This window comes from Streptomyces torulosus, from assembly GCF_001419765.1.
GTDB classification, from domain to species: domain Bacteria; phylum Actinomycetota; class Actinomycetes; order Streptomycetales; family Streptomycetaceae; genus Streptomyces; species Streptomyces torulosus.
Genome location: NZ_LIRK01000255.1, coordinates 1 through 26,111, shown reverse-complemented (window position 1 = coordinate 26,111; position 26,111 = coordinate 1). Strand labels below are relative to the sequence as shown.

The 26,111-nt window shown below is 69.3% G+C and carries 18 protein-coding genes, 1 tRNA gene and 2 pseudogenes; 15 read left to right on the top strand and 6 right to left on the bottom strand.

Going from position 1 to position 26,111, the window contains the following annotated elements; translation table 11 throughout:
* From AOK23_RS18455 to AOK23_RS18430, 6 genes are all read left to right on the top strand, one after another.
* The coding region (locus tag AOK23_RS18455) for a tetratricopeptide repeat protein (RefSeq protein WP_055713795.1) at positions 1–2,693 on the top strand (2,693 nt) is incomplete at its 5' end.
* Positions 2,694–2,773: 80 nt separating this feature from the next.
* The gene (locus AOK23_RS18450; RefSeq protein WP_055713794.1) at positions 2,774–3,517 is read left to right on the top strand and encodes a TIGR02391 family protein; all 744 of its coding nucleotides are present in this window, start codon (positions 2,774–2,776) and stop codon (positions 3,515–3,517) included.
* Positions 3,518–3,682: 165 nt separating this feature from the next.
* A complete protein-coding gene (locus AOK23_RS18445) occupies positions 3,683–5,299 on the top strand; it encodes a hypothetical protein (RefSeq protein WP_157878077.1) in 1,617 nt (538 codons plus the stop codon).
* Between the two features lie 391 nt (positions 5,300–5,690).
* Positions 5,691–5,972 (top strand): HU family DNA-binding protein, encoded by a 282-nt coding sequence (locus AOK23_RS18440; protein WP_055713792.1) that lies wholly within the window; start codon positions 5,691–5,693, stop codon positions 5,970–5,972.
* A gap of 199 nt (positions 5,973–6,171) precedes the next feature.
* Entirely contained in the window at positions 6,172–6,375 is a 204-nt protein-coding gene (locus AOK23_RS18435) for a cold-shock protein (protein WP_053679654.1), read from the top strand.
* 55 nt (positions 6,376–6,430) lie between these two features.
* Positions 6,431–6,504 (top strand) — tRNA-Met (locus AOK23_RS18430).
* Between the two features lie 405 nt (positions 6,505–6,909).
* On the opposite strand, the gene AOK23_RS18425 is transcribed toward AOK23_RS18430, so the two are convergent.
* The 6 genes from AOK23_RS18425 to AOK23_RS18400 all read right to left on the bottom strand — a co-directional run bounded on the left by AOK23_RS18425 (position 6,910) and on the right by AOK23_RS18400 (position 18,184).
* Positions 6,910–10,893 (bottom strand): hypothetical protein, encoded by a 3,984-nt coding sequence (locus AOK23_RS18425; RefSeq protein WP_055713791.1) that lies wholly within the window; start codon positions 10,891–10,893, stop codon positions 6,910–6,912.
* Positions 10,890–11,438 (bottom strand): hypothetical protein, encoded by a 549-nt coding sequence (locus AOK23_RS18420; RefSeq protein ID WP_055713790.1) that lies wholly within the window; start codon positions 11,436–11,438, stop codon positions 10,890–10,892. Before AOK23_RS18420 ends, AOK23_RS18425 begins: the two co-directional genes overlap by 4 nt.
* Positions 11,435–12,601: a P-loop domain-containing protein gene (locus AOK23_RS18415; RefSeq protein ID WP_157878076.1), complete on the bottom strand. Its 1,167-nt coding sequence runs from the start codon at positions 12,599–12,601 to the stop codon at positions 11,435–11,437. The genes AOK23_RS18420 and AOK23_RS18415 overlap by 4 nt, the downstream gene beginning before the upstream one ends.
* Before the next feature lie 821 nt (positions 12,602–13,422).
* A complete protein-coding gene (locus tag AOK23_RS45175; protein WP_240496437.1) occupies positions 13,423–13,710 on the bottom strand; it encodes a DciA family protein in 288 nt (95 codons plus the stop codon).
* Positions 13,707–16,175, bottom strand: a complete 2,469-nt coding sequence (locus AOK23_RS18410) for a hypothetical protein (protein ID WP_240496436.1) — start codon at positions 16,173–16,175, stop codon at positions 13,707–13,709. Before AOK23_RS18410 ends, AOK23_RS45175 begins: the two co-directional genes overlap by 4 nt.
* Before the next feature lie 1,256 nt (positions 16,176–17,431).
* A complete protein-coding gene (locus AOK23_RS18400; RefSeq protein ID WP_055713786.1) occupies positions 17,432–18,184 on the bottom strand; it encodes a GntR family transcriptional regulator in 753 nt (250 codons plus the stop codon).
* 341 nt (positions 18,185–18,525) lie between these two features.
* Here AOK23_RS18400 and AOK23_RS18395 point away from each other — a divergent pair, with 341 nt between their 5' ends.
* From AOK23_RS18395 to AOK23_RS48875, 9 genes and pseudogenes are all read left to right on the top strand, one after another.
* On the top strand, positions 18,526–19,362 hold the full coding sequence (locus tag AOK23_RS18395) for a hypothetical protein (protein WP_157878075.1): 837 nt from the start codon (positions 18,526–18,528) through the stop codon (positions 19,360–19,362).
* On the top strand, positions 19,359–19,655 hold the full coding sequence (locus AOK23_RS18390) for a hypothetical protein (protein WP_055713784.1): 297 nt from the start codon (positions 19,359–19,361) through the stop codon (positions 19,653–19,655). Before AOK23_RS18395 ends, AOK23_RS18390 begins: the two co-directional genes overlap by 4 nt.
* A gap of 284 nt (positions 19,656–19,939) precedes the next feature.
* A complete protein-coding gene (locus tag AOK23_RS18385; protein ID WP_157878074.1) occupies positions 19,940–20,437 on the top strand; it encodes an ATP-binding protein in 498 nt (165 codons plus the stop codon).
* Between the two features lie 170 nt (positions 20,438–20,607).
* Complete coding sequence (locus AOK23_RS18380; protein WP_240496438.1) at positions 20,608–20,928, top strand: WhiB family transcriptional regulator; 321 nt, start codon at positions 20,608–20,610, stop codon at positions 20,926–20,928.
* Positions 20,929–21,080: 152 nt separating this feature from the next.
* A pseudogene (locus tag AOK23_RS51415) lies at positions 21,081–21,278 on the top strand (DUF5999 family protein); the annotation flags it as partial.
* Between the two features lie 589 nt (positions 21,279–21,867).
* Positions 21,868–23,589 carry a DUF2637 domain-containing protein gene (locus AOK23_RS18370; protein WP_055713782.1) on the top strand — a complete coding sequence of 574 codons (1,722 nt, stop codon included), beginning with the start codon at positions 21,868–21,870 and terminating at the stop codon, positions 23,587–23,589.
* Positions 23,590–23,733: 144 nt separating this feature from the next.
* On the top strand, positions 23,734–24,231 hold the full coding sequence (locus AOK23_RS18365) for a hypothetical protein (RefSeq protein WP_055713781.1): 498 nt from the start codon (positions 23,734–23,736) through the stop codon (positions 24,229–24,231).
* The gene (locus tag AOK23_RS47930) at positions 24,232–24,453 is read left to right on the top strand and encodes a hypothetical protein (RefSeq protein ID WP_157878073.1); all 222 of its coding nucleotides are present in this window, start codon (positions 24,232–24,234) and stop codon (positions 24,451–24,453) included. It begins immediately after the preceding gene.
* A 1,198-nt stretch (positions 24,454–25,651) separates the two neighbouring features.
* A pseudogene (locus tag AOK23_RS48875) lies at positions 25,652–26,111 on the top strand (hypothetical protein); the annotation flags it as partial.

Below are 26,111 nucleotides of genomic sequence, written 5' to 3'. Positions count from 1 at the left end.
GTGACCGCCGCTGCCGCGCCCATCCGGGCGGTGACGAGCACCTGCCTTCCGGGGGCGCGGCAGCGGCGGTCACCAACCTGCGCGAACTGGACAGCGGAGTGTTCGTCGGTCGCGAAGACGAGGCCGAACTCCTCAACAACCTGCCCTCGACCGGCACCGGCCTGACAGCCGTGACGGTGCGGGGGATGGGCGGAGTGGGCAAGACGACGCTGGTGTGGCACCACGCGCGATGCCATCTGGCGGCCGGGCGGGGACCGGTTTGGTGGGTCGACGCAGAGAGCCCCGAGCGCATCAGGGCGGGTCTGGCCGCACTGGCCGAAGTCCTCGACCTGAAGCCGGACAAGTCCCTGACGGACCTGGAGGCGTCCGCCCAGGCGCTGGCATGGCTGCAGGGCCGTACCGGATGGCTGGTCGTCTTCGACAACGCCGAGAACCCATCCGACCTACGCCCCTTCCTCGGCAGTCTGACCACTGGTCAGATCCTGGTCACCACACGCCGGGACCTGGCCTGGCCGGGAGGCGGCATGACGGTCAACCTCACCACCCTCCCACCGGACCACGCCGTCACCGTGCTGCAGGAACTCACAGGGCTCCGAGGAGAAGAGGCGACCGAGGCCCTGAGGGAACTGGCCGACGAACTGGACGGTCTGCCGCTCGCGCTCCAGCAGGCCGGCGCCTACCTGGCCCAGACCCGCATCAAGCCCGCCGCCTATCTGTCCTACCTGCGCGGTGATCCTGCCACCATGCTGGCCGAGCCCATCCCCGGCGACGAGGAACAGCGCACCATCGCCCGCCTGTGGAAAGTCACCCTTAACACGCTGCGGGACACCAACCCGGACGCGGAGGGACTGCTGCGTGTCCTGGCATATTGCGCCCCCGCCCGGCTTCCCCGTGACGTACTGGCGAGCGCGCTGCCCTCACCCGTACGCGTCGACCGGGCGCTGGGACTGCTGGCCGCCTACAGCCTGATCACGCTTACGACCGACGACATCACGGTGCACCGACTGCTCCAGGCCGTCCTTCGGACCACTACGCCTCCACCGGCCCAGCTTCCAGGCGACCTGACGAGCGATGACGTGGCACACCCATGCGACACCGCTGTCGCCTGGCTGGACCGGGCAAGTCCACCTGGTGCCCCCGGCGATGTGGCGCACTGGACGCGCTGGGAACCGCTGGAGCCCCATGTGGTGGCTGTGGCGGCACACCAGAACAGCTTCCGCCGACGGCCCCACCCCTGGCTGGCGGACCTGCTGGGGCGAACAGGCGTCTACCTGAACTCACGCGGCCGTCTGGACTTCGCATTGACACTGCAGGAGCAGGCCCTGCGCTGCGCCGAGACGATTCACGGAGAGCGCCATCCGACCACCGCCGTGCACCGGGGTAACCTCGGAGTGACGCTCAATGAGGCGGGTCGGTATGCGGAGGCCGAACGACTGCACCGTGCGGTGCTGGAGATCGCCAAGGCCGAGCACGGACCCTGTCACCCGGCCACCGCCGGTCCCCTGGGCAACCATGCCCATGCACTGGCCGGCCTCGCCCGGTACGAGGAGGCCATCCGCCTGGCAGAGGAAGCCCTGGAGATCACCCGTGCCGCCCGGGGCAAGCATCACCTCGACACAGCCCTGTGCAAGAGCACCCTCGCGGGAATGCTCTACGACGTGGGGCAGTACGCGAAAGCCGCGAAGCATGCCGCGCAGGCCCTGCACGTCACCCGTACCGTCCGGGGCGAAGACCACACCGAGACTGCCCAGCGCATGGGCAACCTCGCCGCCATCCAGTGGGCGCTGGCGGACCACGACGCTGCTTTGAATCTGGAGCAAACGGCACTGGACGTCACCCGGGCCGCCCTCGGCGAGGACCACCCGGACACCGCCCTGCGCGCAGGAAACCTCGCCCAGACCCTCCTCCACCTCGGACGGTACGGCGAGGCCATGCCTCTTGCCGAGGAGGCCGCGCGCATCATGAGGGAGGCCTACGGCACCTGGCATCCCAGCACCGCCATCCAACTGGGCAATCTGGCACGCGTACACACCGCACTGGGCGCGTTCGAGGAAGCCCTGCCGCTCGACGAAGAAGCATTGGCCATTACTTGCGCCACCCTGGGAGAGGACCATCCCGACACCGCCCTGCGTCTGAGCAACCTTGCCCAGAGCCTTCGCAGGACCGGTCGGCCTGAAGAAGCACTGAAACGTGAGAAGAAGGCCCTGCGCATCATCAAGGCGAGGCTCGGGACCCGTCACCCCGACTACGCCACCCACGCCAACAACCTGGCCACCATCCTCGACGCACTCGGCCGGCACGAGGAAGCACGCCCCTTGAAGGAGAAGGCGCTGAAGGTGGCCAGTAAGGCCTTCGGGCCGGACCACCCAGTCAACGCCAACTACGCGAGCAACCTGGTCTACACACTGCACCAACTCGGGGAGCATGAGGAGGCCCTGCTCCACGCACGGCGGGCCGTGGAGATCACTGAGGCGGCTCACGGCGACCGGCACCCCGACCTCGCGGTGCGGCTGAACAACCTCGCCCAGACCCTCCTCGCCCTGGGACAGCGGACCGAGGGCCTGGCCCGCCAGGAGCAGGCCCTGAAAGTAGCCGAGACCGCCCTCGGCCTCGAGCACCCCACCACCGTACACATCCGGCGCAAACTGGCCGAGGCCACCACCCCGGACGACCCGCAGCCGACGCGCCCCTAAACCGGAGGGCAGCCCGTCAGACCGTCCGGCCCCGGCCGCCTATCAGCATCAATGTCGGTGCCACGCCGTAGCGTGCGCCCATGAGGTACACGTTCACGCCGCCGGTTCCGGCGGAACAGATCCGGCAGCTGCCCACCCGGGACGTTGCTCTCCTTCTCCTGCAGCACCTCGCCGGCGGAACCGGCTTCCTGCAGTACGGAGGAACGATGGGCTCGGCCCGCCAGGCGTTCCAGGACGAGCCGGACACCGAGGTACTCGTCGACCGCCTCTCCGATGCCTGGGCCTGGCTGGAGGCAAACGCGCTGCTGTCCCGGGTGCCGAGCCAGTCGGAAGCCTTCCGCCAGCTGTCCCGCGACGGCAGGAACCTGGCGAAGGATCCCGAGGGCATCACGCGGTTCGAGGCCCGCCAGCGGCTGACCGGCCCGCTCCACCCGGCGCTGGAAGACACGGTGCGCACCAACTTCGACCTGGGCGAATACGAGACCGCGTGCTTCGCCGCGATGAAGGCAGTCGAAGTCGCCGTCCGGGACGCGTCCGGCCTCGACAACTCCCTGGTCGGCGTGCCGCTGATGCGCAAGGCGTTCCAGCCGCACCAGAACGGCAAGGCCGGCGGGCCGCTCGCCGACGCCGGAGCCGAAGGCGGTGAGCAGGAAGCCGCCTCTGCGCTGTTCGCCGGCGCCATGGGCGCGTACAAGAATCCCGCCAGCCACCGCACCGTCGACTTCGACGACCCCATCGAGGCAGCCGAGATCATTCAGTTCGCCGACCTGTTGCTGCGGCAGGTCGAACGCGCCAAGCGCCGCCAGACAGCCACGACCACGTAGCAGAAGCGCGGGCCCTGGGGTGAACCGGGACAGGGCGCGTGGCGGAGCGACCGGATCGGGCCGACGCTGCGGCATATCGCGCTCCCGTGTCAGTCCCCGCTGTCACACTGCAACCATCCCCATTGCGGGGGTGGTTGACCTGATCGCCGAAGAGAGGACCGATGCGTGGCGGCCGACTGGGATGCACTGGACTGGACATGCCCCACGTGCGCGGCTTCGCGCATGACGACGTGCACCACGAAGGACGGCCGCCCCCGGCCCACGCACTTCGCCCGCCGCTTCACCTCGATCCTGCTGCAGTTCGCCGTACGCCGCGGCCGCGGCCAGCCGCCCGCCGAACGCGCCCAGATCGTACGGTCCCTCACCACGGTCCAGGAGTCGGACACGTCGGCCCGCGAGGGCTATCTGTGGCACCAGGCCACGGACGAGCTGTACCTGTGGGACCAGGTGGTGGCCACGGCCGGCCGGCACGCGGCGGCCGCCGTCGAGGGTCACCTCGACGGCGACGAGATTCGCGACGCAGCTGAGCAGGCCGCACACCGCATCGCCCAGGCACGAGACCTCCTGCGTGAATGGCACGGCGAGCGCGCAGAGTATCCGCTCGACGAAGAGTTCCTGGCGGGTGTGCTGCGCCCCGCGCCGAGCCTGCTCGCCCGAGCCCGGCGCCGCGGCGATCTTCAGCAGCTTGAAGCCGACCTGGCGCGCCGGCCCGTGCACCTCGACCGGCCGGGCGGCACCTGGTCAGTGACATGGCACAGCGACGGCGCGCTGACCGGGCACCGCGACGACGGTCTTTGTGTGCGCGGCTGGAGCGCCACCCCCGACGCTGCCGGGCAAGCCCTGCAGTCCTTCGAGGCCACCAGCCGCCACCGCCCGAAGATCGCCCTGACGTTGAACGGCGAACGGCCAGAAGGCCCCGCTGCGGGCAGTGACGCACCCGGCATCGATGGGGTGGATGTCCTGCACGCCTTCGAAGCCGACCGCGCCGCTCTCGATGCCACAGTCGCCGCCATCATTCAACTTCAGCGGGCCTGGCCCGAGCACGAGATCAGCGATCGGCTGCGCGCGGCCACCACCCAGCTCCAGACCAGTGCGCCGCAGTCACCGCATTTCAACCTCTACAACCGCCAGCGGGAGCACGACTGGGCCGCCAGCGAGAGCGCCGCCTGGGTGCGTACCGACGCCATCGTGCACGCCATCGATAAGGTCTGGGGCGACTTCGACCGGTCCGAGGCGTCTCGCGGCCCCAGCTGGACACCCCGCGCTGCCCGCGAACTGCTCACCACCAAGCCCGAGCAGCTCGCCGCGTTCCTCCGCCACCACCTTGCCGAGGAACCCGCGATCTCCCTCAGCGTCATCAACGGACCGGCCGGACCGCTCTACAACGTCTCCACGGGCGGCGCCCATCGCACACACCTTTTTCGAATCTTGGGCCTGCCCTGGATGATCGCGAAGCTCTATGCCAGCATCCCACCCCGCCGGTTCGACGTCGCTTCCGTCATCGACACCGCCAAGGGCATGACCGAGGTCGAGCGGGTCGGGCGCGGCTGGCACCACCTGCTCGAGCGCGGCCTCCTCCACGGCCGCATCGGCTACGAAGGCGCCTTCGCTGTGCTCTACCTCGACCACGCCCCCGCGCCATGGCTGCTCGGCGACGCCGCCCTCGCCAGCGCCTACAACACGGCCTACGAGCGCGTGTACCCCGGCGCGCTGACCGAACTGGGCATCCCCGCCACCGCCTTGACCGGCCGCAAAGCCTGGGAGCAGTGGCTGTACGACTGAAAACCACCAACAACGCGGCATGGGCCATCGGCGTACACCTATGACTGGTCGCCATAGTGGGCACCGGCGGAGCCTGCCGGACAGGCATGATGCGCCGTGGCGGTCGCGATACATGGCACCGTCTGGGCATCGTTGTTAGCACTCGCTCGCGTTGGTCGGGCCCATCCGTCACCGGAACCCAGGTGTCTTCCGGACAACGGCCCCGCGCATCCCGAGACCGTGCCGACGAGGCGCCACTGTCATCCACCCCGACCAGGTGTCATCTACAGTCACGCGGAGCGCTCCGCTGCTGGTGCAGCGTGCAGCATTGTGGGACCCCGGTGACAGGACGGCGTCAGAAGCGTCGCGTCCGCGCAGCGGCCGCGGCAACCCGAACGTCACGGAGTACCGCATGAACCGCAGTGAGCTGGTCGCAGCCCTCGCCGAGCGCGCCGAGGTGACCCGCAAGGACGCCGACGCCGTTCTGGCCGCCTTCGCCGAGATCGTCGGCGACGTCGTCGCCAAGGGCGATGAGAAGGTCACCATCTCCGGCTTCCTGACCTTCGAGCGCACCCATCGTGCCGCCCGTACGGCCCGCAATCCCCAGACGGGCGAGCCTTTGGAGATCGCAGCTGGATACAGCGTGAAGGTCTCGGCGGGCTCCAAGCTCAAGGAAGCCGCGAAGGGCATGTAGCCCGTCCCCCTCGTGCCGTGACCCACCGCAGGACCGCGACCGGGCGTCACCAGGTCGCACTCCGACAGACGATCACTGCGTGGAGGCTGGATAGTTGCGGCGCCGACGGGGTAGAACGGACGCCGGGTGCCCTCCGTTTAAAGAGGGCTCCGACTCCAGACCAGCCGGGATTCCTCGGCAAGATCGAAGGACAGGCAGTATGGCCAGCGGCACCGTGAAGTGGTTCAACTCGGAGAAAGGCTTCGGCTTCATCGCCCAGGACGGTGGCGGCCCGGACGTCTTCGCCCACTACTCAAACATCGCCGGCAGCGGGTACCGCGAGCTGGCGGAGGGCGACGCGGTCACCTTCGATGTGACCCAGGGACAGAAGGGCCCCCAGGCCGAGAACATCGTCCGGAGCTGACGGCTGTACGCGCCGCCCCGCCCGCGAAGATCACTGTGTAGAGTGGCCTCACCGACGCGGGGTGGAGCAGCTCGGTAGCTCGCTGGGCTCATAACCCAGAGGTCGCAGGTTCAAATCCTGTCCCCGCTACTGACTGACGGGCCCGGCATGCAGCCGGGCCCGTCGTTGTATCCGGGCACCGCGCGTCAGGCCGCCAACGACCTGCTCTCTCTCCCCCCGGCGCAGCTGACCGGGCCCCTTCTTTCACAGGCTGGCGTCACTCCGGCCTCGGCTGAGGCCACAGGAGCCGGGCCTGGCGGTACCGGGGCCCTGGCCGCGTTCGCGCTCAGGCCAACCCTGCGGGGCGGCGCCACGGACTTTCGCGAGAGGTTCGGGGGCGGTCGGAACATCACCATTCGCAGTGCTGGCGAGCGGTGTGATCAGTCGGCCTGTTCTTGATTATCACCAAGAACTGCAGGTGCCGCTTGTGCACGTGGATGGGTTGCAAGTTCCAGCGCCGAGCGCGCCGCCCGGCGCTGTTGACATGCGCCGTCGTCACCAATGCCAGTCGGTGGTCACGGCCCTGATCGCGGTAGCCGTACGGGTTAGTTCGTCACCGTCGTTCAGGGCACGCAGTAGTGGGGCCAGCTTTGCCACCTCCGCCAGTAGGGCGGCTCGGCCGGCGCTCGCGCGGCGTCGCAGGTGCACCGAGAGTGCCCGCACGATGACGGTCCGGTCAGCCGGTTGGGCCCGGCTGAGGTCGACGTCGCGACGCGCCAGCAACAGTGCCGCCGAGGTTCGCTCCGACTCCCGCAGGCCAGCGACGGCCGCTGCCAACCGTGTCGCAATTGCCGGGTCGTCTCGGCCGCCGTGCGCTGCGGCGGCCAGCACGCGCAGCCGGTCGACCTCGTCGGCGGCCTCGCCGAATTCGTTCAGCGTGCAGCTCGCCCGGTCCACCCGCTCATCCGGCATGAAGTGGGAGAGCAGGCATCGGGCACCGGCACGACTCACAAGATCGGCGAATCGCTCCGTCGTCGTGCTTGCGAAGCTGGCCCACTCCAGCCTCTCACCGAGCTCGTCCTGGCCGCCGAACAGCGCCCAGAAACGGGCCAGTGGTGACTGTAGGCGCAGCGTGGCCTCGCGCAAGGCGGCGCGGGACTCAGCGTCCTCGAGTCGTGGGAGCAGCGCCATGATGGCGTCGGCCTGCTCGAGGTCGGGCAGCGTGGTAACCCGGTCGAGCAGCAGGCGGCGTCCGCTCGGTGGCAGGTGCTCGGCCAGCGTGAGGAGGACATCCACCCGGTCGCCCCGCAAGGCGAGAACGGTTTTCTTCATGCGCTCGTTCTGCCGCTCGGACTCCCCGGTGTAGATCCACAGGTTCCGCTGCGCCGTGTCGAAAAGCTCCTGGTCGTTGGCAAGCAGTCCGTCGAGGAAGTAGCGGAAGATCTCGCGGGCGAGATCTGACTCTGGCGGCAGCGTGGGGCCGTCCAACTGGGCCGCGACGTTAATGATGCGGTGAAGGCCGGCTTCGTCGAGCAGGGGGATCAGGGCGGCGAGCGCCTCGTCGTCCACTGCGGGTCCTTCGGTCAGCTCGTCCAGCGTGTTGTCTACGAGCGCGCGGTAGACGTCGGTGGGGAGGATCTCGACGGCGTCCATGAGGATGGCAGGCCGGCTCGTCGCCGGTGACCTCGCGATGATGCTGGCCAGTACCTCTGTCAAATGGCCGCTGTAGAACGGCCGGAGGATCATCTCGGTCAGAAATGATTCGGCGTCGGGGCCGGTCAGCGCCGTCTGGGCCTCTGCCTCCGTCGGGGGGAGGCCGAGCAGCCGCACGTACTCGGCGTGGTCGTCCTGGTCGAGCGCGGCCAACTCCGCATCGTTGAGCAGAAACCCGGGGCCGTGCTTGGGAAACCGGCGGACCACGAACTCAAGGACCTCGCCCGTTGAGCGGTCCAGTTCCTCACGCACGAACGGTATGAGGTCGGCGACCAGGTCAAGTCGCTCAACCTTGCCAGCCACGAACGCGAGTGCCCCGACCAGCGCGGGGGCAAGCAGCTCCCGCCGATCGGCAGGGGCGAGGTGCGGCATGAGCCGTGCTGGCAGCCATGCCCGCGGGCCGACGTTGCGGAAATCCAGCGCCAGTCGGCGGGCGGTCAGCAACCGTTCCGGGTCGAGCCTGTCCGCGAGCGCCGCGATGAGCTCGGCAAGCCGGGCCTCCCGCTCGCCTCGAAACCGCTCGTTCAGGATGGGGATCACCGCGCCGTCCCATGCCACCTCGTTGCCTTCGGGTAGCTCGCACAGCCGGTGGTAGCTGGCCAGCGCCGCATCGGCGATGTCCCCGGCCAGTGCTGCGTCAGCGTTTTTCGCGAGCGTGGCGAAGGTGTCCTCGCGAGGCAGCCACGGCAGGTCCCGTACCGCCTCGAAAGCTCGCCGCGCGAGCGGGCCGGTCAACCGTGGCGCCAGTTCCTGCACGACTGCGGCCTGCGGATACTCGTAACTCCAGTGGTAGCCCATCAGTGCTGCATCGTCGATCCTCAACCGGCGCGGCAGGTTCGAGGTGGCGACCCAGGCGGCGGGGAGCCAGTCGTCGCTCACTCGGCGGGCCGCAGCGGCCAGCGCCATGGCACGCCAGCTGTAGGAGCTGCGCTCGCTTTCGGCCGGAAGATCGAGGATCTCGGCAGTGACCTCGGGAGGCAGCGGATCGTCGCCGTCGAGAGCGATCGCCCATAGTGCGTCGAGCCGGTTGTTGTGGTCCATCCTGCGCAGCGGCGCGACGACATCGAGGTCGGGGCGGAGCTTGACGATCTCGGCCAGCGACGTTCCGTCGGTGATCTCCGCACTCGCGGCGGCTGCCCACGCGGACGGGGCATCGAGCACGGAGTACGCCCAGGCCAGTTCGCGGGCCTCACTGATCGTGCCGAGGTCCGCCATGGCGGCGTGCACCTGTTCCCGTGTGAGAAAGGGCCCGAGCATCGCCATCGCCAGCCGACGGACGGCCGCGTCCGGGATGCCGCAGAGATTGTCGAAAGCCTGCCCGACCTGGGCGGGGGTCAGCACCGGCATGATCCCAGACAGCGCGGCCAGCCGAGGGACGTTCTGTGTCAGCGGGGGCAGGCCCCGCTGGTTGACGGTATGCCAGTAAGCCGATCGCTGCTCCTCGGCGGGCAGGGCCAGGGCCAGATCCAGGACGCGTTGGAGGTCCGCGTCCGCGTAGAGGCCGGGCGGGATGCTCTCCCAGAGCACGGACAGCGTGCCGGTGCGGAACGCGTGGTCGACAGCCTGACAGAGCAGTTGCGCCTTGACGGTCTGCACGGCGGCGACGACATCCGGCTGGTTCATGCTCTGGGCAATGGTCTGCAGCATGACGAACTGACCGACGACGTCGTCGGGCCGAAACAGCACCTCGATGATCGCACCGATGTCCTTGGGCGATAGATCCTGGACGGTGAGTAGCGAGGCGAGCACCGCCGGCCCTCCCGTGCGGCGGGTGAACTCGTCAAACACCTGCTTGTCGTCCGAGGTGGCCTCCGCGATCGCCGCCGGGAAGCGCGAGGCCGGCGTGGGCGCCTCGCCGGCGACCGACGATAGTGTCGACTCCGGCACCGCGGCCAGCGCCGCTTCGAGCCGCCGCCGGAAGCCGGCGGGATCCGGGCAGCTGGGGATCAGCTCGGCGAAGGCGGTCAGGGCCTGACGTGTACGAGCCAGCCGAGGTCCCCGGTCGAGTAGCCGCCGCACCACGTAGCTGGGCATGTCGCTCGCCAGATTGCCGGGCCGGGGGACGGCGTCGTCGTCCCGTTCGGCGGCGAGCTCGGTCAGTGCCCGCAGCAGCGTGTCGCCGATTCGCTCGACGAGACGGGAGGTGCGGGCCTCCGGGACTCCGATGAGGATCTCGACCGCGTCTGCGGCCACTACGTCCTCATGCCGAAGTTCCGGCGGTGCCACCTTGTCCGGCATCTGCCACTCAACCACCCGGGCCGTCTCCTGAATCGCGATCGCGACCGCCTCGCGGCCTGCCGACGACATCAGGTGCAGCCCGGAGAGCAGCGTGCGGGCCGGCAGCTCGTCGGTGGGCAGGCCGGCCAGCCGGATCAGCCTCGACTCGACTGGCCGGCGGCCGCGCACGTCCAGGTCGGCGCTGGCAAGCAGGTAATGGCAGCAGACGGCGCGCTCGGCCGGACGGCTCAGCCGGTCGATCGTCGACAAGGTTCGCTCCGGCGTCCAATACCCGGTGCGGACTGCCGCGGTCATTACCGACGCGGGGAAGTCCTCAACTGTGGTCAGCGTGCCGCGGATGACGGCTAGCCGTACGCAGTCGACGACCGCTCCCGGACGATCGTGCAGGTTCTCTTCGAGCGCATCCCAGGCCAGCGCAAGGTCGCGGCCGTAGGCCTCCCACCGTCGTGACTCGGGCGAGCCTCGCCGCAGCCAGCGATCGTCGGCGAACAGCCGCAGCAGCCGCGTGACGTCCCCGGCGCGGCTCAGATAGATCGCGAGATCCACGGTCAGCTCGGCGATCTCGGCATTGACACCGTAGCGAGTCATGTCGCCTCCACCGCAGACAGCAGCGCGCGGCCGTCAGTGCGGTCGAGTACCGCTACGGGCGACGCGGCCTCGGTCGTGCAGAGCCAGCGGCGGCCCTCAGCGTCGGTAAACGCGACAGCGGCTCGGACGGCAGTCGGCACGGGCGGTCCGGACTCGCCGCTGGCGACCTCGGCTAGCGAGGTGGCGGACTCGTGCGGACCCAGCACCGCCAGCGGAGTCTCGTTTGAGAGCTCCGGAATTCGCCACGTGCCGTCAGTATCGGCCCAGTACAGAACCAGCGCCACGGTACGAATCGGGGCCGCGCTGTCGTTGCGCAGCGTGAGCTCCGCCCGGTGGCCGTCGCCGCGCACGCGAACCTCGACGCTCACGAGCCTGGCCTGGTTCGCTTCGGCCGCCCGGCGCTCGGCGGCTGTTTCCGCCTCCGTGAGCCGGCGCTTGTGCATCTCGTAGAGCAGCCCGCTGACCGCGAGCAGCATGGCGATGACGGAGCCGACGGCGGCGATCCAGTCCGGCACCGATCCCCAGTTGACTGCGGCAAACCTCATGCCCGACCTCCTGGGATGTTCTCGTACTCCCAGAGCACGTCGGCGATGACGCCATTGACGCGGGGAAGCGACAAGCCCACGCTCTCGACGACATCTTGGCGGCGCAGAAAGCCGCGGAAGGTGTCGTGGTAGATGCTGCGCCGGCCGTCATCGGTGGGCCGCAGGAACGCTGACCACTCGTCGAGCACCCGCTGAATCTCATACACGTCGATCTCGGGACGAACCTGCTGCATGATCAGTGCGAGCAGGTCCACCGACACCGGCCGAGCCAGTTCGCACAGAAGGTAGAGCACCCAGGCCGGAGTAGCCGACGCCGGGTCGGTCATGCCCATCAGCCGCCAATGGTCCTGATAGAAGTTCTCGAGGCCGGCCGGGAGCCGCCGACCGAGATCGTCGAGGTGCTGCAGGTCACGGTACGAGCCGAAGACAAGCTCCGGCAGCACGTGCCGCAGATACATGAAGTTGCCCCGGCTCTTCTCGGTGAGGGTCTCGACGAAGGCATCGGGCGTGATGCCGCGATCGCTGATCCAGGCGCGCAGGGGGCCGTCGGAGCTGCGCCGGGTCAGTAGGTCCCGGACGTCGTCGAGTGAGGCGTCGGCGTAGTCGGCCAGGTCCATGTCGATGAGCACGGAGCTGACCCGCAGCGGCAAATCCTGATTGCGACGGCTGCTGACCAGCACGTGAACGCCGGGGGGCAGGGTGCGCGGCAGCAGGAGCACGTTCGCGGTAGGCGGCAGGTCCCGCCGATCGGCCTCATCGAGCGCGTCGACGACCAGCACCAGCCGCTCCGGGGCCGTCAGTGCAGCCCTAGCCTCGATGAGCAGGTCGGCCACGCCCAGGCCGCCGTCGGCCGGTGGTCCGGCATCGGCGATCAGCCGCCGCGCGACCAGCTGGGTCGCGACGTGTTGGGTGAACTGCGCGGTATTGTTGTACGTCTCGCTGAGCACGTTGAAGTGAGCCACACATCCCGTGCGCCGCACGTACTCCGCCATGATCGCGGTCTTGCCCTCGCCCGGGTCGGCGGTCAGGCGGAAGTAGCCGGACCGGTTCTCAGCAATGAAGGACTCGATCTGGTCGAACACGTACGTACGCCCGACGAAGCCAGCGGTGGCATCATCGATCAGGACCTGAGTCCGGCGAGCAAGGCCTGGCGACTCGGGCACATGCACCTCCTGAGTTGGGCCTTGGAGGGACTACCCCGCCCGTAAGCTTCCGACGCCACCTCGTATGCGTCTTCCTCTGCCATGACGGCTCCGGGCTCAAGTCCCTTCCAAGCCATGTCGCCGTCGATCGAGAGTCGTTATTGGAGGCTCACCGTTGCCCCGGCGAAAGCGTCCAGTGCAGGTCCCCCGAGTCAGGGCAGATCCGCCACGTCTTCAGAACAACGCTGGCCGCGAGGCCGCGCAGAGCCCGGGAAAGATCCTGCCTGCGAACGGCCCTCGCGAGCTGCAAGCTCGCAGGTGAACGAGTGTGCTCCCCGCACGAGCGCGGATGGTCCCAGCTCGCCCCAGCGCAGAGGCGCGAATTCTGGTGCTCCCCGCACCCGCGGGGATGGTCCCAGCGCACCCTCCAGCCCGGCCAGGAGCTGGACGTGCTCCCCGCACCCGCGGGGATGGTCCCAACCAGCACATGGCCATCTTCACCGACGGCTCGTGCTCCCCGCACCCGCGGGGATGGTCCCCAGCCATTCAGCGATCGGTCGGTAGCCCCCATGTGCTCCCCGCACCCGCGGGGATGGTCCCGTGGCGCACGACCTGATGGTCATGCGCAAGCCGTACTCCCCGCACCCGCGGGGATGGTCCCTCCTCCGCCCATGGTCTACAGCGAGTACCACCGTGCTCCCCGCACCCGCGGGGATGGTCCCGCCTCGGCAGCGGTGTCCGTGGCCCCGCTCTGGTGCTCCCCGCGCCCGCAGGGATGGTCCCTAGCTGACCACGGTGATCGAGCTGGAGTGCTGCTCCCCGCACTTGCGGGGATGATCCCTTCACGGCCCTGGACGTGCCCGGCGAGCTCGGGCGCGGCCGCGGCGAGGATGTCGTCGAACCCGGGCAAGGACGCTGCCGCTGGCGGCCGGGGCGACCATGCCGCGCTCGGTCATCATCATGCCGATCGCCGCACCGAGCCCGAGCGGCTCGCGGCCGTCCCGCCGTACGACCGTTCCGGTGCGCCGCTTCGGCTTCTCCTTGCGGGCGGCCCCGTTCTTCCTTGCTGCCTCCCGGGCCGCGACCAGGGACTGGCGCGCGAGATCGACCCCGCTCAGCTCGGTGCTCACACCATCACCGCCCCGGCCGTACCGCCGTCCAGCGAACGCGCGGCGAGCCTGGTGAGCCGGTCCGTCCACGGCGCGGGCCCGGCCGCCTCGGTCCGGGCCGCCGCCTGCTGCTTGCGCAGCTGCTCCAGCCGCACCGTCAGCAGGTACTCGGCCACGCGCTCCCGGGCAGCGTCGGCGGCCTTCGTCGCCGCCACCATGGCGTCCGCACCGTTCGGGTTGTGCTGGAACCAGGGGCGGCCCTGCTCGGCCTTGTACGCCCGCCGGGCCTCAGCTTCGGCCTCCGAGGCCCGGCCCAGCGTCGCCAGGGCGTTGTCCTGGTACTCCTGGACGGCCTGCTGAGCGGTCTGGAACGCGGCGAATGCGTACGCGTCCTCAGCTGCCTGCGGATTGGCCTCCAGGGCGGCCACGTCGGTGATCTGCAGGAACTCCTGCCAGACGGTGGCGATGCTGTTGCCGATGGCCGTCCGGACTTCGGCAACGACGGCCGCGACGCTGCCCAGGTCGGTCAGGTCGGCGGACCAGGCCGCTGCCAGGAGACCGGCCTCACCGACCAGGGTCTCGGTCTGACGGCGATGGTCGCATGCTTCGCACAGCCCGGCCGCCTGGTCTCGCCCGCAGTCCTCGCACGGCAGGGCCTGGCGCACCTCATCGGCGGCGGCCGCGGCCTCACGTTCGCGCTCCGCCCGCTCACGGGCAGCCGCACGGGCGGCATCGCGGCGGGCCTGCTCCGCGCGGGCCTGCTCCCGCCGTCGCTCAAAGTCCTCCGCCTCGATGGCCGCCTGCTCTCGCAGCCGCTCCTCGAGGACCCGGCGGCGCGCGCCCACACTCAGACCGGGCAGCTCCCGGTCGACCTCCGCCGCGATCTTCGCCCGCCGGGCCCGCCGGATGTGGACCACGTTGCCGCAGTTCTCGCACTCGCCGCCGGTGTCCAGCCGGATCCCGTCATCGCACCGGCGGTCCGAGCAGGCCTGACGCTGCACCAGGCCCCGCCGCATCAGCCACGGATACGGCCGGTCGACCAAGGCCTCGCCGCCGGTCTCCTTCAGCCGGTCGGTGAGCCGGTCGGCCAGCAGCCGCGGCGCGCCACCCGGCAGCGCCAGCAGACCCTCCAGGCGTGCCAGCTCCGCCTTCGCGGCCGCCTCCACCCGGCCCTGCTGCCAGCCCGACAGCCGCTCCCACAGCCCCGAGACCGGCCCCAGAGCCACCCGCAGACCAAGATCGGCCGGAAGGCCGACCCTCCGCTGCTGCTGCGCCTCTCCACCACTCACGGCCTTCAGACGGCCACCGGCCACAGCCCCGGCAGCACGCTGCCCACCCCGCTCATCGACCGAGGACTCCTTCAGCTTTTCCCCGCGAAGCGGGCCGCCCTCAGCCACCGGCGACGCCGGCCCGGCAGCGGCGGTTTCGCCATTAACGGCCTGGTCCTCGCGCACGCACCCGCGCTCCGGCCGACGGCCTTCACCCCCACGGCCTTCGCCGGAAAAACCACAAGAGACCTGAGGAGGAACTACAGGAGTAACCACAGAAGCGTGGACTGCGTGGAGCTCTGCACCATCGGGACGCTCCTGATCTCCCGCACTCTCAGCACCCTCAGCACCGCAGATCCCAGACGTACCAAGGGCGCCAGCCACATCCGCGGGACCATGATCTCCGCACGCACCATCAGGACGCACCAAAAACCCGCCCTCGGAGCTCTGAACAGCCTCCACAGAGGCCACGGTCCGGCCGTACGCACGAGCCACGGGCAGCAGCATGACCTTGCCCCGGCCGTTCATCCGCGTCGCCGTCGCCTTGCGCTGCCGGGCCACGACACCGGCCTCCGTCAGCCGTGCCAGGACCTTCCGCGCCCCGGACGGCGAGCAGCCCAGTAGCCGTGCCAGCGTCGCCGCCCCACGCCCCTCCTTCTTCCTGACCGAGCCGCCGCACAGCTGCAGCCAGCCCGACGCCCGCGTGTTCAGCACCATCAGCAGCAGCCCGAGCCGGTCGGTCGCCGCTCCCTTGCCCGTACGGCCGGCCAGCAGCCCCGGCGGCGTCGGCTCCTTGTCCTCCGGCGTCCAACCCGGCCCGAACAGGGCCTCGATGAGGCGCAGCAGCGTTGCGAGCTCCGCCTTGTCCAGCGCCAGAGGGTGCGCCGCTCCCCCGCTCTTACGGGCGTGCCACAGCGGCATGACCAGGCAGTTCAGCCCGGTCGGGTGCCCCTTCGCGTCCCTCACCACCTGGGTGTGCAGCGCGTCCGTGCTACGCAGCACGGGCAGCACGTCGTGATGCACTGTCGACTCCGACATGCCCAGCCACCGGCCCAGCTCCGCACCCCAGATGTACGACTGCAGATCGCCCTTGCGACCCTCCGGCGCCCGCGACTTCGCGTACAACACCACCGCCGCCAACCGCGTCGCGTCCCCGAGCCCAGCCAGCGACTCATCCGCCAGCAGGGCCCGGACCGCGGCCAGCAGCCGCAGCCGCATACCCCGACCCAGCCGCAGCGCATCACCCGAGGCCTCGCCGTCAGAACGGCCCCAGGCCGGCACGGACCGCAGCACATCTCGTTGCCGGGGAAAAACGGGAGCGCCGACCACAACGTCGTCGATACATTCCGCCGTCGAAACGCCGCTCACGAGGAGATCCCGGAAAAGCTCGCAGAGGACGACGTGCCGGGCCGCTCACATGGCGGAGTGGCCGGTCGATGAGGAAACTGTGACCGGGTAGACGCGACAAAATGCGCTAACCGGGCATGGATGGGCTGACAAAGGGCAGCCCAGTACTGCAACATAGTTCTGCTGCTCCTGTCGTGTGCTGGAGAGCATGACGAAGGGCTTTTTGGCGCTTCGTTGGTTCTGGCGAACCAGTGATCGAACCGTTCGGCCGGCTGCAACCGGACGAACGTCCCTTCAGAGGGGCTGCAACTCCTCTGGTGGCAGATGGGACGCCACAACCTGGGTGACTGCAATCACCTGGGTGGCCGGGCGTCCCGGCGGCTCGAAGACCCGCTCAACGGGCGCCGCCACAGACGACTACGACATCTCGCCCCCCTCCGGGGCAGAGGTGCACCCGCAGCCGGGCTGGCGCGGGAAAACATCGAAGGCCTCCAGCCGGAGCGACGTACGAGTCATCGCTGCCACGGCGGGCGCCTTGGTGTGTGTCTGTCGGAGGGTGCGGGTACTCTGCTGCACGTCGAGACCTTCCCTGGATAGGTCCTCGGCCACGGGATCCGGAGCGCCAACTCCTGGGATCCCACAGGGTCCGCGAGGTGGCACTCGCGGGCCCTTGCCTTTTCCAAATGTCTTTTTGTTCGGGGGATACGGTACCCCTCCCCGATCACACAGGGACACCCCAGACCCGTACGTGTCGCCCACCATTCGCGGCCTCCTGACGGCAAACCAGATTCCGCAAATGGCGATACGCCTGGCAGTCAGGCAAACGCGGCCAGGGTCTCCACGAAGCCGAGGGCTGTCGCCAGCCTGATGCGCTGAGAGGTGCGGCCATACCAGACGCAGGAGCGCGGCTCGTGCCGACTCCATGCGCTTCATGCCGAACAGACGAGGGCGTGGTACCCCCGCCCGCCTGCATATGTCGAGACCGGTCGCTCCTCGCAGATACGGAATGGACACTTCGCGTCTTGTGGACCATTAGAGTCCTGCCGATCTGTGACCGAGGCCGTTGAGCGTGAAGAGCGTCAGCAGATAGATGCTGTTAGGCATCTGGTCAACTGACCTGCCTGAGTTCAGGCATGGCCGCCGTACCACATGCCGGGCCGGAGAATGTCCTCCCAGACTTCCAGGGGCCCGTCCTCGTCGGAGTAGAGGGTGCGGAGTACGAGCACGGGAACAGGCACGTCCGGTGCCACCTCGATGCCGAACTCCTCGAGCTCGTTGGTGGAGGCAAGGCGTGCAGTACTACGCTCAGGCCCCGCCGTGATCGTCTTACCAGTGCGTTCCGCATAGAGGTCGTGTCGGAACTTCGGCATCGGGGCTTCGTCGAGCAGCTCAGGCAGCGCGACGAGCGCCCGAATGTGGATCATGTTGAGCGCCAACACGGTGGGCTTGTCGTCCCGCGTGAATGTCCGGCTTCTGATCACAATCTCGTCGTACATATCGATGCCGAGAAGTGCTGCGATCTCTGGATCTGCACATGAGCGAAGCAGGGCACGCGAGTTCACGTACTGCTCTTGTGGAGCGAGCGGTCGGCCCGTGCGGCGAAGGCGCTCCAGTCGCGCAGCGCCTGTGAGGACAGCCTGTGGCGCATCCTCGGGTCCCAGAACTGTAGTGCCGCTTCCCTGAGTCGTGCGGACCAGGCCCTCGGCCTCAAGAGCCTGATAAGCGCGATGCACGGTTGCGATAGCACCCTTGCCTTCGTTGACCAGGGCCTGGACCGATGGCAGTCGATCGCCGGGTGCGTACACGCCTTCCGCGATCTTTGCCGCGATCTCGTCAGCGATCTGTCGCCATTTAGGCGGCTTGGAGACCCCGGGTGGCATGGCGGCTCCTCTCCGTGTGGTTGTCACCAACAGTCAAGCACGTTCTAGAAGCCTTGACATCTCTTCTAGAAGACTTCACTCTAGGTGGAGTGATCGGATCCCTTCGGTCCGTCACCAGAGCATGACCAATCGAAGAGCGCAGCCTGCTCGCCGTCGCTTACATGCGGCACTGGGGTTGACCGGCCATCGAGCCGACACGATGTCCCCCGGTGGGTGAGAGCAGGGCAGCCCGACAGCAGTTGCGCTGCCTGTCGTCCACGATCCGACCAGCGAGTTTGCGCTGACGGCTCCTGGTCGGCAGGGAACGCAGCCCCATGTCACTCCCCGCCAAGGAGCCCGTCTTGCGTATCAGCAAGCTCCCGCCGTACCGGCTCAGCGACTTCCGTCCCCAGCACGTGAACCTCCGGGACGGCGAGGTCCCGACACTGAAGTGCCCGGAGTGCAAGTCCTGGCACTCGATCAGCCGCAGGGCCCTGACGCCGCACTACCCGGAGCCCAAGAAGCGCTGTTCGGGAAGCGCCCGCCGGATCATCTTCGACATCACGGTCGAGCAGTGGGGCAAGGCTTTGGTCGAGGGAGAGCGAGACGCTGGAGCGCGCCGTAGTGCTCAGCAGTTCCACAAGCCCGCTCCTCCGGTCGGCCAGCCGGTTCACCGTATGGCCCGCACCGCGCAGATGTCGCCCCTGGAGCGGGCGCGGCAGGCGATCGCGCGGCACCAGGCGAGCTGCAAGAACTGCCGGAACCGTGTTCCTTGCCAGATGCCGAAGGCTCTTGCTGAGCGGGAGGCTGGCCGGAGCGGACTTGCCGTGCTGGAACGCGCGCTCGCCGCGATCGCCCGGCATCGACGGGGATGCGCAGATTGCCGCCGGGGCCACTACTGCCCGCTGGGCTACGAGTTGGCCGAACGGAAGGCCTGGACGGAGCAAACCCGTGAGAGCGTGACCCGGCAGCAGACCCGAGAGCAGCAGGAAGAGCGGAGCTTGGAGCGCGCCCGCGAGGCCCAGCGGTCGCGTCGCCGGGTTCAGCAGTGGCGCAAGGTGCTCCCGGACGTGGAACGCACGGACCGCGAGCGGCGCGAGCAACTGCTCCGTCAAGACGAACTCCAGGGAACGCGCCGCCGTTTCAGGGCGGGACGGATCCGCCAGAGCACCGCCGTGAACGGGAGGAACGCCTCATGACACTGACCGCTATCGACATTGACCGGCTCTTGGATGACGCGGAGAACGGTGACGTGACGGCGCAGACCACGATCGAGGCGATCATCGTCGACCTTGAGCGAGCGCAGCGTCGCTCGCTCGCCGCGGCAGCCGACGGAGAGCGTGTCGCCGCGGACGAGAACGAGTCCAAACTGATCCGCTCTCAGGCAGGCATGGCTGCCTACTTCCCCCGCCAGCACGCCAGGGAGTACGGGGAGGAAGCCGCCGTACTCCGACTCGGCGGGAATCCGTGGGGTTACGAGATTCAGTACTGACCCGTTCCTGTGCTGCCTGTGTTCGCCGCTCGCGGAGCGAGCGGCGATGGCAGGGGGCAGCAGGACCTTCCAGGTCAGCAGCCCCAGTCCGAGAAAACCGAACAAACGATGACGGCCCCGGGATCGCACCCCGGGGCCGTTGTCGGTCGTCATCCATCGCGTATGAGAGGAAGTTCGACCTTGCTGAGGAACATGATGCCATCCCCCATGCTGACCGGTGCCCCGGGGGACTCCGACCCGGACATGGACGAGGCGCTCCGCCGGGCGCAAGGCGGTGGGAAGCGGTGACGGTCACAGTTCACGGTGCTGGCACCCTGCACCGCATCGCCGTTGACGGACGACTCGCACTGCCCGGCCCGGTGCCGGGACTGGTGGTGACCGAGCAGGGGCGCGGGTTCCGCGCGGAGATGACGGCTTCCATGGAGGCCTTCAGCGCTGTCCGCGCACTGACCAGGTCGGTGCCCTCGGCGTTCGGAGCCAACCCGGAGCTCGGCGTGTCCGCGGAGCTCGTGGCATCTGAGCTGATGGGCAACGTCGTTCGGGCCAGTCCCAAGGACGAGCCCGTGCCGCTGATCGTCGAGGTGTACGCCGTCTCGACGGGCGTCGAGGTGATCGTCCACGACGCCGTATCGGGCCAGCCGAGCCGCTGCGATGTCGCCCTGGACAGCACGGAGGCGCTGTCTGGGCGGGGTCTGCACCTGCTCGACCTGTTGACCGACCGCTGGACGGTCGAGTCGTCTCCGCTCGGCAAGCAGATCAGGTGCCATCTCAGGTCTGTGTAGCACCACCAGCTGTACGGGGCGGAAGACCGGAAGGTCAGTCTTTGTCAGTGCAGCACCATCGCACCAAGCGGGGGCCGGAGATCACCGCGCTCACCCGCCCCCACCCCCAGCAGCCCCAGGAACTCCCGTTCCTGGGGCTGCTCACATCTGCGATCTCAACGGAGGGCTCCATGAAGAACGTCCAGGACCTCGTCGGTCTGTCCGCTGCTCATCTGCCCGCCACCGAGGCCGGCGTCGACTGGCGCCACAACGCGGTGTGCCGTGAGGAAGACCCCGAGCTCTTCTTCCCGATCGGCAACACCGGTCCGGCGCTGCTGCAGATCGAGGAGGCCAAGGCTGTCTGCCGTCGCTGCCCCGTCATCGAGCGGTGCCTGCAGTGGGCGCTCGAGTCCGGTGAGGAGTCCGGCGTGTGGGGCGGCCTCAGCGAGGACGAGCGTCGCGCCATGAAGCGCCGTGCCGCCCGCAACCGGGCCCGCCAGGTCAGCGCCTGACCAACCACGACATGCAGCCCTGCCCAGCCCGTCGCTACCGGCCCGGCCACTGTCGGTCCGGCGGCGGTGGAGAACGCAGGGACCGCCCGCTGCGCCGTCACTCGGTGCCGCTCCTGGTCCGCACCGCCCCCCACCCCCAAGGGAGTTCGTCCATGCCCGAGACCTCCGCGACCCAGCCGTGCACGCACACGCCGTACTGCCCGCCCGCCGACAGCCCCGCTCGGGAGGCCGCCCAGACGGTGGTCAGCCGCCCCGAGCAGGGCTGGAGCCGCCTGTGCAACGGGCTTTTCGTCTTCGAGGACACCGGCGAGCTGCTGCCCGACGGCCGTGTCATCGCCCCGCACCGGCCCACGGACGCCCTCGACTCAGGCGAGGAGAACGTGTTCGTGGCCTACATGGAGGCGTTCAAGGCATCCAACGAGCACTGGGCGAAGCGCCCGGACTGCTTCAGGGACCGGGCGTGCGAGGTCGGCGATCCGATCCACGCCCGGTTCTTCCATCTTCAGGACCGCTACAAGGCCACGCAGACAAGCGACATCGCCACCGCATGAACCGCACTGACGGTTGCCTGATCCGCCGTCCGGGACGACGTCGACCGCTGGGTACGCGCCACCCGCTGGCCGCTTCGGGGACGCAGCTGATCGAGGACACCGACTCGGCCTGCCGCGCGCTGGTCTGGCCCCGCCACGGGCCACTGCTTCGCGCCCGCCTGGCGGGAGCCGCACCCAGTTTCGAGCCCGCCCCCGTGGCGCTTCGCGAGACCGGCCGCCTGCCACCCGGGTCGCCGGCCTTTCAGGGCGCCCGGAGCGGGTAGAGCCGGTGCCGTTTTCGTGATCAACCATCCGCACCGGCCGCCGTTTCGGGAACGCACCCCGCGCGTTTCGGGAGCACCGGCCGCCGTTTCGCCCCCGCCCTGAATGACTCCTTCCGGAGGTCCCCATGACGATCACCGACATGCCGCAGACCGCGGCTCCCGACACCCCCGCTTCGCACCCGCCGGGCCTCGCTTCGGACGCACCGGAGAAGGTTTCGGGTACGGCCCGGGGCGCTTCGAGCCCGGACAAGCGGAAGACGATCAAGCCCACCCGCGACCGGCTGATGACCGCCCTGTCCCTCGTCGCCGCGTTCGGCGGCACGCTGGTCGGCGTCATCGGCTTCGCGATGTCCTACAGCACCCTGGCCAAGGTCGCCCTGAGCTGGGGGTTCAGCAAGGAACTGGCCCCCTGGTTCCCGGTCGGCGTCGACGCCAGCATCATCGCGTTCCTCGCCCTGGACCTGTACTTGATCCGCAAGGGCACCCCGTGGCCGCTCCTGCGGATGGCCGCGCACGCCATGACAGGCGCGACGATCTGGTTCAACGCCAGCTCACAGGGCCACATCGGCACCGACCCGGTGCAGGCCGCCAGCCACGGCGTCATGCCGATCCTGTTCGTGATCGGCGTGGAGGCCGCCCGCCGCCTGATCATCCAAAAGGCCAGGCTGGAGGCGGGAACGGTCACCGACCGGATCCCGCTGCACCGCTGGATCCTCTCCCCCGTCGCAACCCCGCGGTTCTACCGCCGGATGCGGCTGCACAACGTCACCTCGTACCCGGAGATGATCCGGCGCCAGCAGGAGCTCATCGGCTACGAGCAGTGGCTCAAGCGCAAGTACGACGGCGACCTGAGCAAGGCCACCGATGACGAACTGCTGCCGAAGAAGATGGCCGCCCACGGCTACACCGTCGCGCAGGCCCTCGCGATGCCTGAGCAACAGGAACGTGCTGCTGAGGCCCGCGCGGAGGAAGCCGAGCGCCGGCGCCTGGAGGCGGAGACGCGCCGGGAGCTCGCGCGCAAGAAGGCCGAAGCCGACCGGCTGGAGGCGCAGGGCCGGCTCGAGTCCGTCCGCGCCCGGGTGGAGGGCGAGACCGGCCAGGCCCGCGCACACGCCCGAGCCCAGGTCAGCGCCGCAGAGCGGGCCGCTGAGCTGGAGGAGGCCGCGCTGGAGACGGCCGTCATCGCCGAAGCCCGCGCCCGCGAGGCGGAGGCGGAGCGCAAGGAGGCCCAGGAGCGCGAGGCCAAGGCCGCCGCGGACATCCGCGCGGCGGAGCTGGAGCGCCAGGCAGCGGAGAAGCGGAGGCTCGCGGCGGAGGCCGACCGAGTCGCCGCGGCGGAGGCTCAGGCCATCGAGACGGCCGAGATCGCGGAGGCCCGGCAGCGTGCTGCCGAAGCCGATCGGGCCGCCGCCGAAACGGAGCGGGCCGCTGCCGAAACCCGCCGCCGTGCCGCCGAAGCCGACCGACTCGCGGCGGAGGAGAACGAGCGCAAGGCGACCGCCGACGCGAACACGCAGGCGGCCCGAAAGCGTGAAGCCGAAACCGAGTACGCCGCTGCCGAAACGCGGCTCGCCGCCGCCGAAGTCGAGCGGCGCGCGGTCGAAATCGAGGACATCGCGAAGCTGACGCCGCGCGAGCGGGCAGTCCGCAAGGTCGCGCGCATGGCGTTCGCGGCCGGCGCGGTGTTCGTCTGCCTGGACGCCTACGGGATCCACCGCGAGCTGTGCCGGGTCGTCACGATCGCCGACGTCCAGCGCGAACTCGACGTGTCGTCCACCGACACCGCCTCCAAGTACCGCCAGGAGGCCGTCGCGCTCATCGCCGGCGGATACCGCCCGGAGCAGTGACCTGCACAAACGAGCCGTTCGACGGTTTCCACCGGCCCCCGAGCTGCTGAAGACAACTCGGGGACGCGGTGAAGGCGCCGAAACGCCACCCCACAGCTTTCCACCGATCCGGATCGCCCCACCCTGCAGAGGAGAAAAAAGCCCATGAGCAGCAAGGACATCGCGACTCGCGTGGCGTCCGGTGTCCAGGCCCTGCGCCTGGACGGGACGCGCGAGGCCTGGCAGGCGCAGCACAACGCGGGCCTGCTCAATGACGCGCAGAGCTACGACGCCCTGGCCGACGCTATCGAGGCAGACCTGAAGCAGCGCGGCGTCGAGGGGGACATGCCCTGGTCGGCGACGCTGCGGGCGAAGAAGCGGGTGAAGCCGCTACGGGACGCGGCCAAGGCCATGCGTAAGGCTGCGAAGGCCATTAATGGCACGGCGGGTGCGTACGAGATGACGGACCCGGAGAAGGTGGCCGAAGACCGCGAAAAAAAGGCTCTGAAGAAGGCCCTGAAGAAGGGTCAGGTTCAAGGGATCGCGCACAATTCCGCGACCCGGAGCCTGGAGCGCCTGGCGCCCGCACAGAACGAGGGCGACCAGGCCGGTGCTCCGCAGGTCCTGGGTGATTTCTTCAAGCAGAACCGGAGGGGCGCATAAATGCAGGTTGCCGGAATGTCGCAGAAAAAAGCGGAGTACTGGAACGGGAAATTCGAGGAAGCGCACAAGAAAGGAGAAGGCGCGCCCGAAGAATTCATGCGGGTGTGGCTCGACTTCGTGAAGGTGTCGGCGCTGCAGAAGGCCCGGAAGACGGGCGACAAGAACGTGTTCAACGCGGTCTCCGGTGAGCTGGAGCGGATCTACCGCACTCACCTTGCGTGACCGTCATCATCATCACCGCCGAAGTGCCGGGTTGTGGGGGCCCAACCACGCGTGCTATGTACGCGTGCGAGGCGCCCCTCCCCGGTGACCGGCCGTCATCATGAAGGGAGGGAACGTGTCCGAAGACGAGAGTCCGGACAATGTGATCCCGATTCCCCGGATCGGCTCTCTGCCGCCCCCCGCAGTGCCGCCCGTCCCGGTTCTGGCAGGGGACGGCGAATCGGATTCCAGGGGGAACGTTGATGCGGATTCCCGGGGAGACGGGGAGCCGGAAACCGGGCGCATTTCCCCGTTCGATATGCCCGCGCCGTCTGTCACTCCGCCTCCGCCCGGCGTTGTGCCCGTGACGTTCCGCAGTGAGGGAACAGATGAAAACGCTGCCGATGCCGGTCCTCCCCGTCCAGGTGCGTTATCGATGGCCGCGATTTTGGCTATCGCCCTTGCTGCTTTCGAGGGAATTCAAACCTGGGTCGCGGAATCCGGTCCGCGCCGGGCGGAAGCGGCCAAACATAAGCGGGAATTGGAATTGCTGGCGGCCAAGGCCCGTGCGGACGCCGCGAAACTGACTGCGGAGGCCGGAGCCGAACGCGCCAAGGCGCAGCGGAACCGGGGTGTGCAGTCGTCCCACGAGTACGGCAAGAGAGCCCTCGGGCGCTCTCCTGGAGGCTCCGGACGAGGCGGAAGCCCGTCCGGGTCGGGCGGGTCGCGCCGGGCTCCCAGCGGGCCGTCTGGCGGCTCGACCGGGGGGCGCGGCCAGGGTCCCGGCGGACCCGGTGCTCGAGGTGGGGGCGGCCGGCAGACCACCCCCGGCAAGCCGGGTACCTCCGGCGGTACTTCGTCCGGCAGGATCAACGGCCCGATCGGCAAGGGATCGGGCCGTCCAGGCTCCGGCGGCTCCGGAAGCGGTGGTACTCGCGGCGGGCGCGGCCCCGGAAACAGAGGCGGCGGCCCGAACGGGCCTGCGCCGTCAGGGTCTTCGGGACCGTCCGGCACGTCGAAGGGCGGCTCCAAGCACAGTCGTACGACGCTGCCCCAGGCGGTCGGCAACACCCTGCGCGACCGGTGGAACCGCCGTACGCCCGCCACACCGGTCCTGAGCAAGACCGGCCAGCCCGGCAGCGCGGGCAAAGGCGCGCCGGGCAGCGTCAACGGCACCGCGAGGAGCGGTCCGAAGACCGGCGGCAGTGTGCCGGGCGGCGTGAACGGTGCGCCGAAGGGCAGCCCGAAACAGCCCGGCGGTATCCCGCCCGGCAGTGTCAACGGGACGGCGAAGGGCGGTGCCAAGCCGTCCGGGCCGGGATCACCAGGGGCCGGAAAGGCTTCGGGTAAGACCGACGGTCGTACGACGTTCTGGCAGGCGGTCGGCGAAACCATGGACGACCGCTGGAAGAAGCGCCGCGCCGCGGTCACCGGCTGCATCAACAACCCCAACCCGAACGCCAAGTCGTCTCCGCCGAAAGGAGGCACGAGCACTGCTGCGCCCGGCGGGGGAACGGCCGGCGGGCCGAAGAACACCGGCACCCCGAAAGGACCAGGACCCGGATCTGGTGCGCAGACCGGGAAGGGGCCGTGGAAGCACGGGCCCTCCAGCGGTCCCGGCACCACCGGTCCGGCGGGTGCGGGCAAGACACCGGGGCCGGCCGGCTCCGGCCCGGCCG

Bases quoted from the DNA above. Each gene is read 5' to 3' on its own strand.
- AOK23_RS18450 (WP_055713794.1), top strand. From the start codon at position 2,774: ATGAGGTACACGTTCACGCCGCCGGTTCCGGCGGAACAGATCCGGCAG.
- AOK23_RS18440 (WP_055713792.1), top strand. From the start codon at position 5,691: ATGAACCGCAGTGAGCTGGTCGCAGCCCTCGCCGAGCGCGCCGAGGTG.
- AOK23_RS18435 (WP_053679654.1), top strand. From the start codon at position 6,172: ATGGCCAGCGGCACCGTGAAGTGGTTCAACTCGGAGAAAGGCTTCGGC.
- AOK23_RS18425 (WP_055713791.1), bottom strand. From the start codon at position 10,893: ATGACTCGCTACGGTGTCAATGCCGAGATCGCCGAGCTGACCGTGGAT.
- AOK23_RS18420 (WP_055713790.1), bottom strand. From the start codon at position 11,438: ATGAGGTTTGCCGCAGTCAACTGGGGATCGGTGCCGGACTGGATCGCC.
- AOK23_RS18410 (WP_240496436.1), bottom strand. From the start codon at position 16,175: ATGCGGCTGCGGCTGCTGGCCGCGGTCCGGGCCCTGCTGGCGGATGAG.
- AOK23_RS18400 (WP_055713786.1), bottom strand. From the start codon at position 18,184: ATGCCACCCGGGGTCTCCAAGCCGCCTAAATGGCGACAGATCGCTGAC.
- AOK23_RS18390 (WP_055713784.1), top strand. From the start codon at position 19,359: ATGACACTGACCGCTATCGACATTGACCGGCTCTTGGATGACGCGGAG.
- AOK23_RS18380 (WP_240496438.1), top strand. From the start codon at position 20,608: ATGAAGAACGTCCAGGACCTCGTCGGTCTGTCCGCTGCTCATCTGCCC.
- AOK23_RS18370 (WP_055713782.1), top strand. From the start codon at position 21,868: ATGACGATCACCGACATGCCGCAGACCGCGGCTCCCGACACCCCCGCT.
- AOK23_RS18365 (WP_055713781.1), top strand. From the start codon at position 23,734: ATGAGCAGCAAGGACATCGCGACTCGCGTGGCGTCCGGTGTCCAGGCC.
- AOK23_RS47930 (WP_157878073.1), top strand. From the start codon at position 24,232: ATGCAGGTTGCCGGAATGTCGCAGAAAAAAGCGGAGTACTGGAACGGG.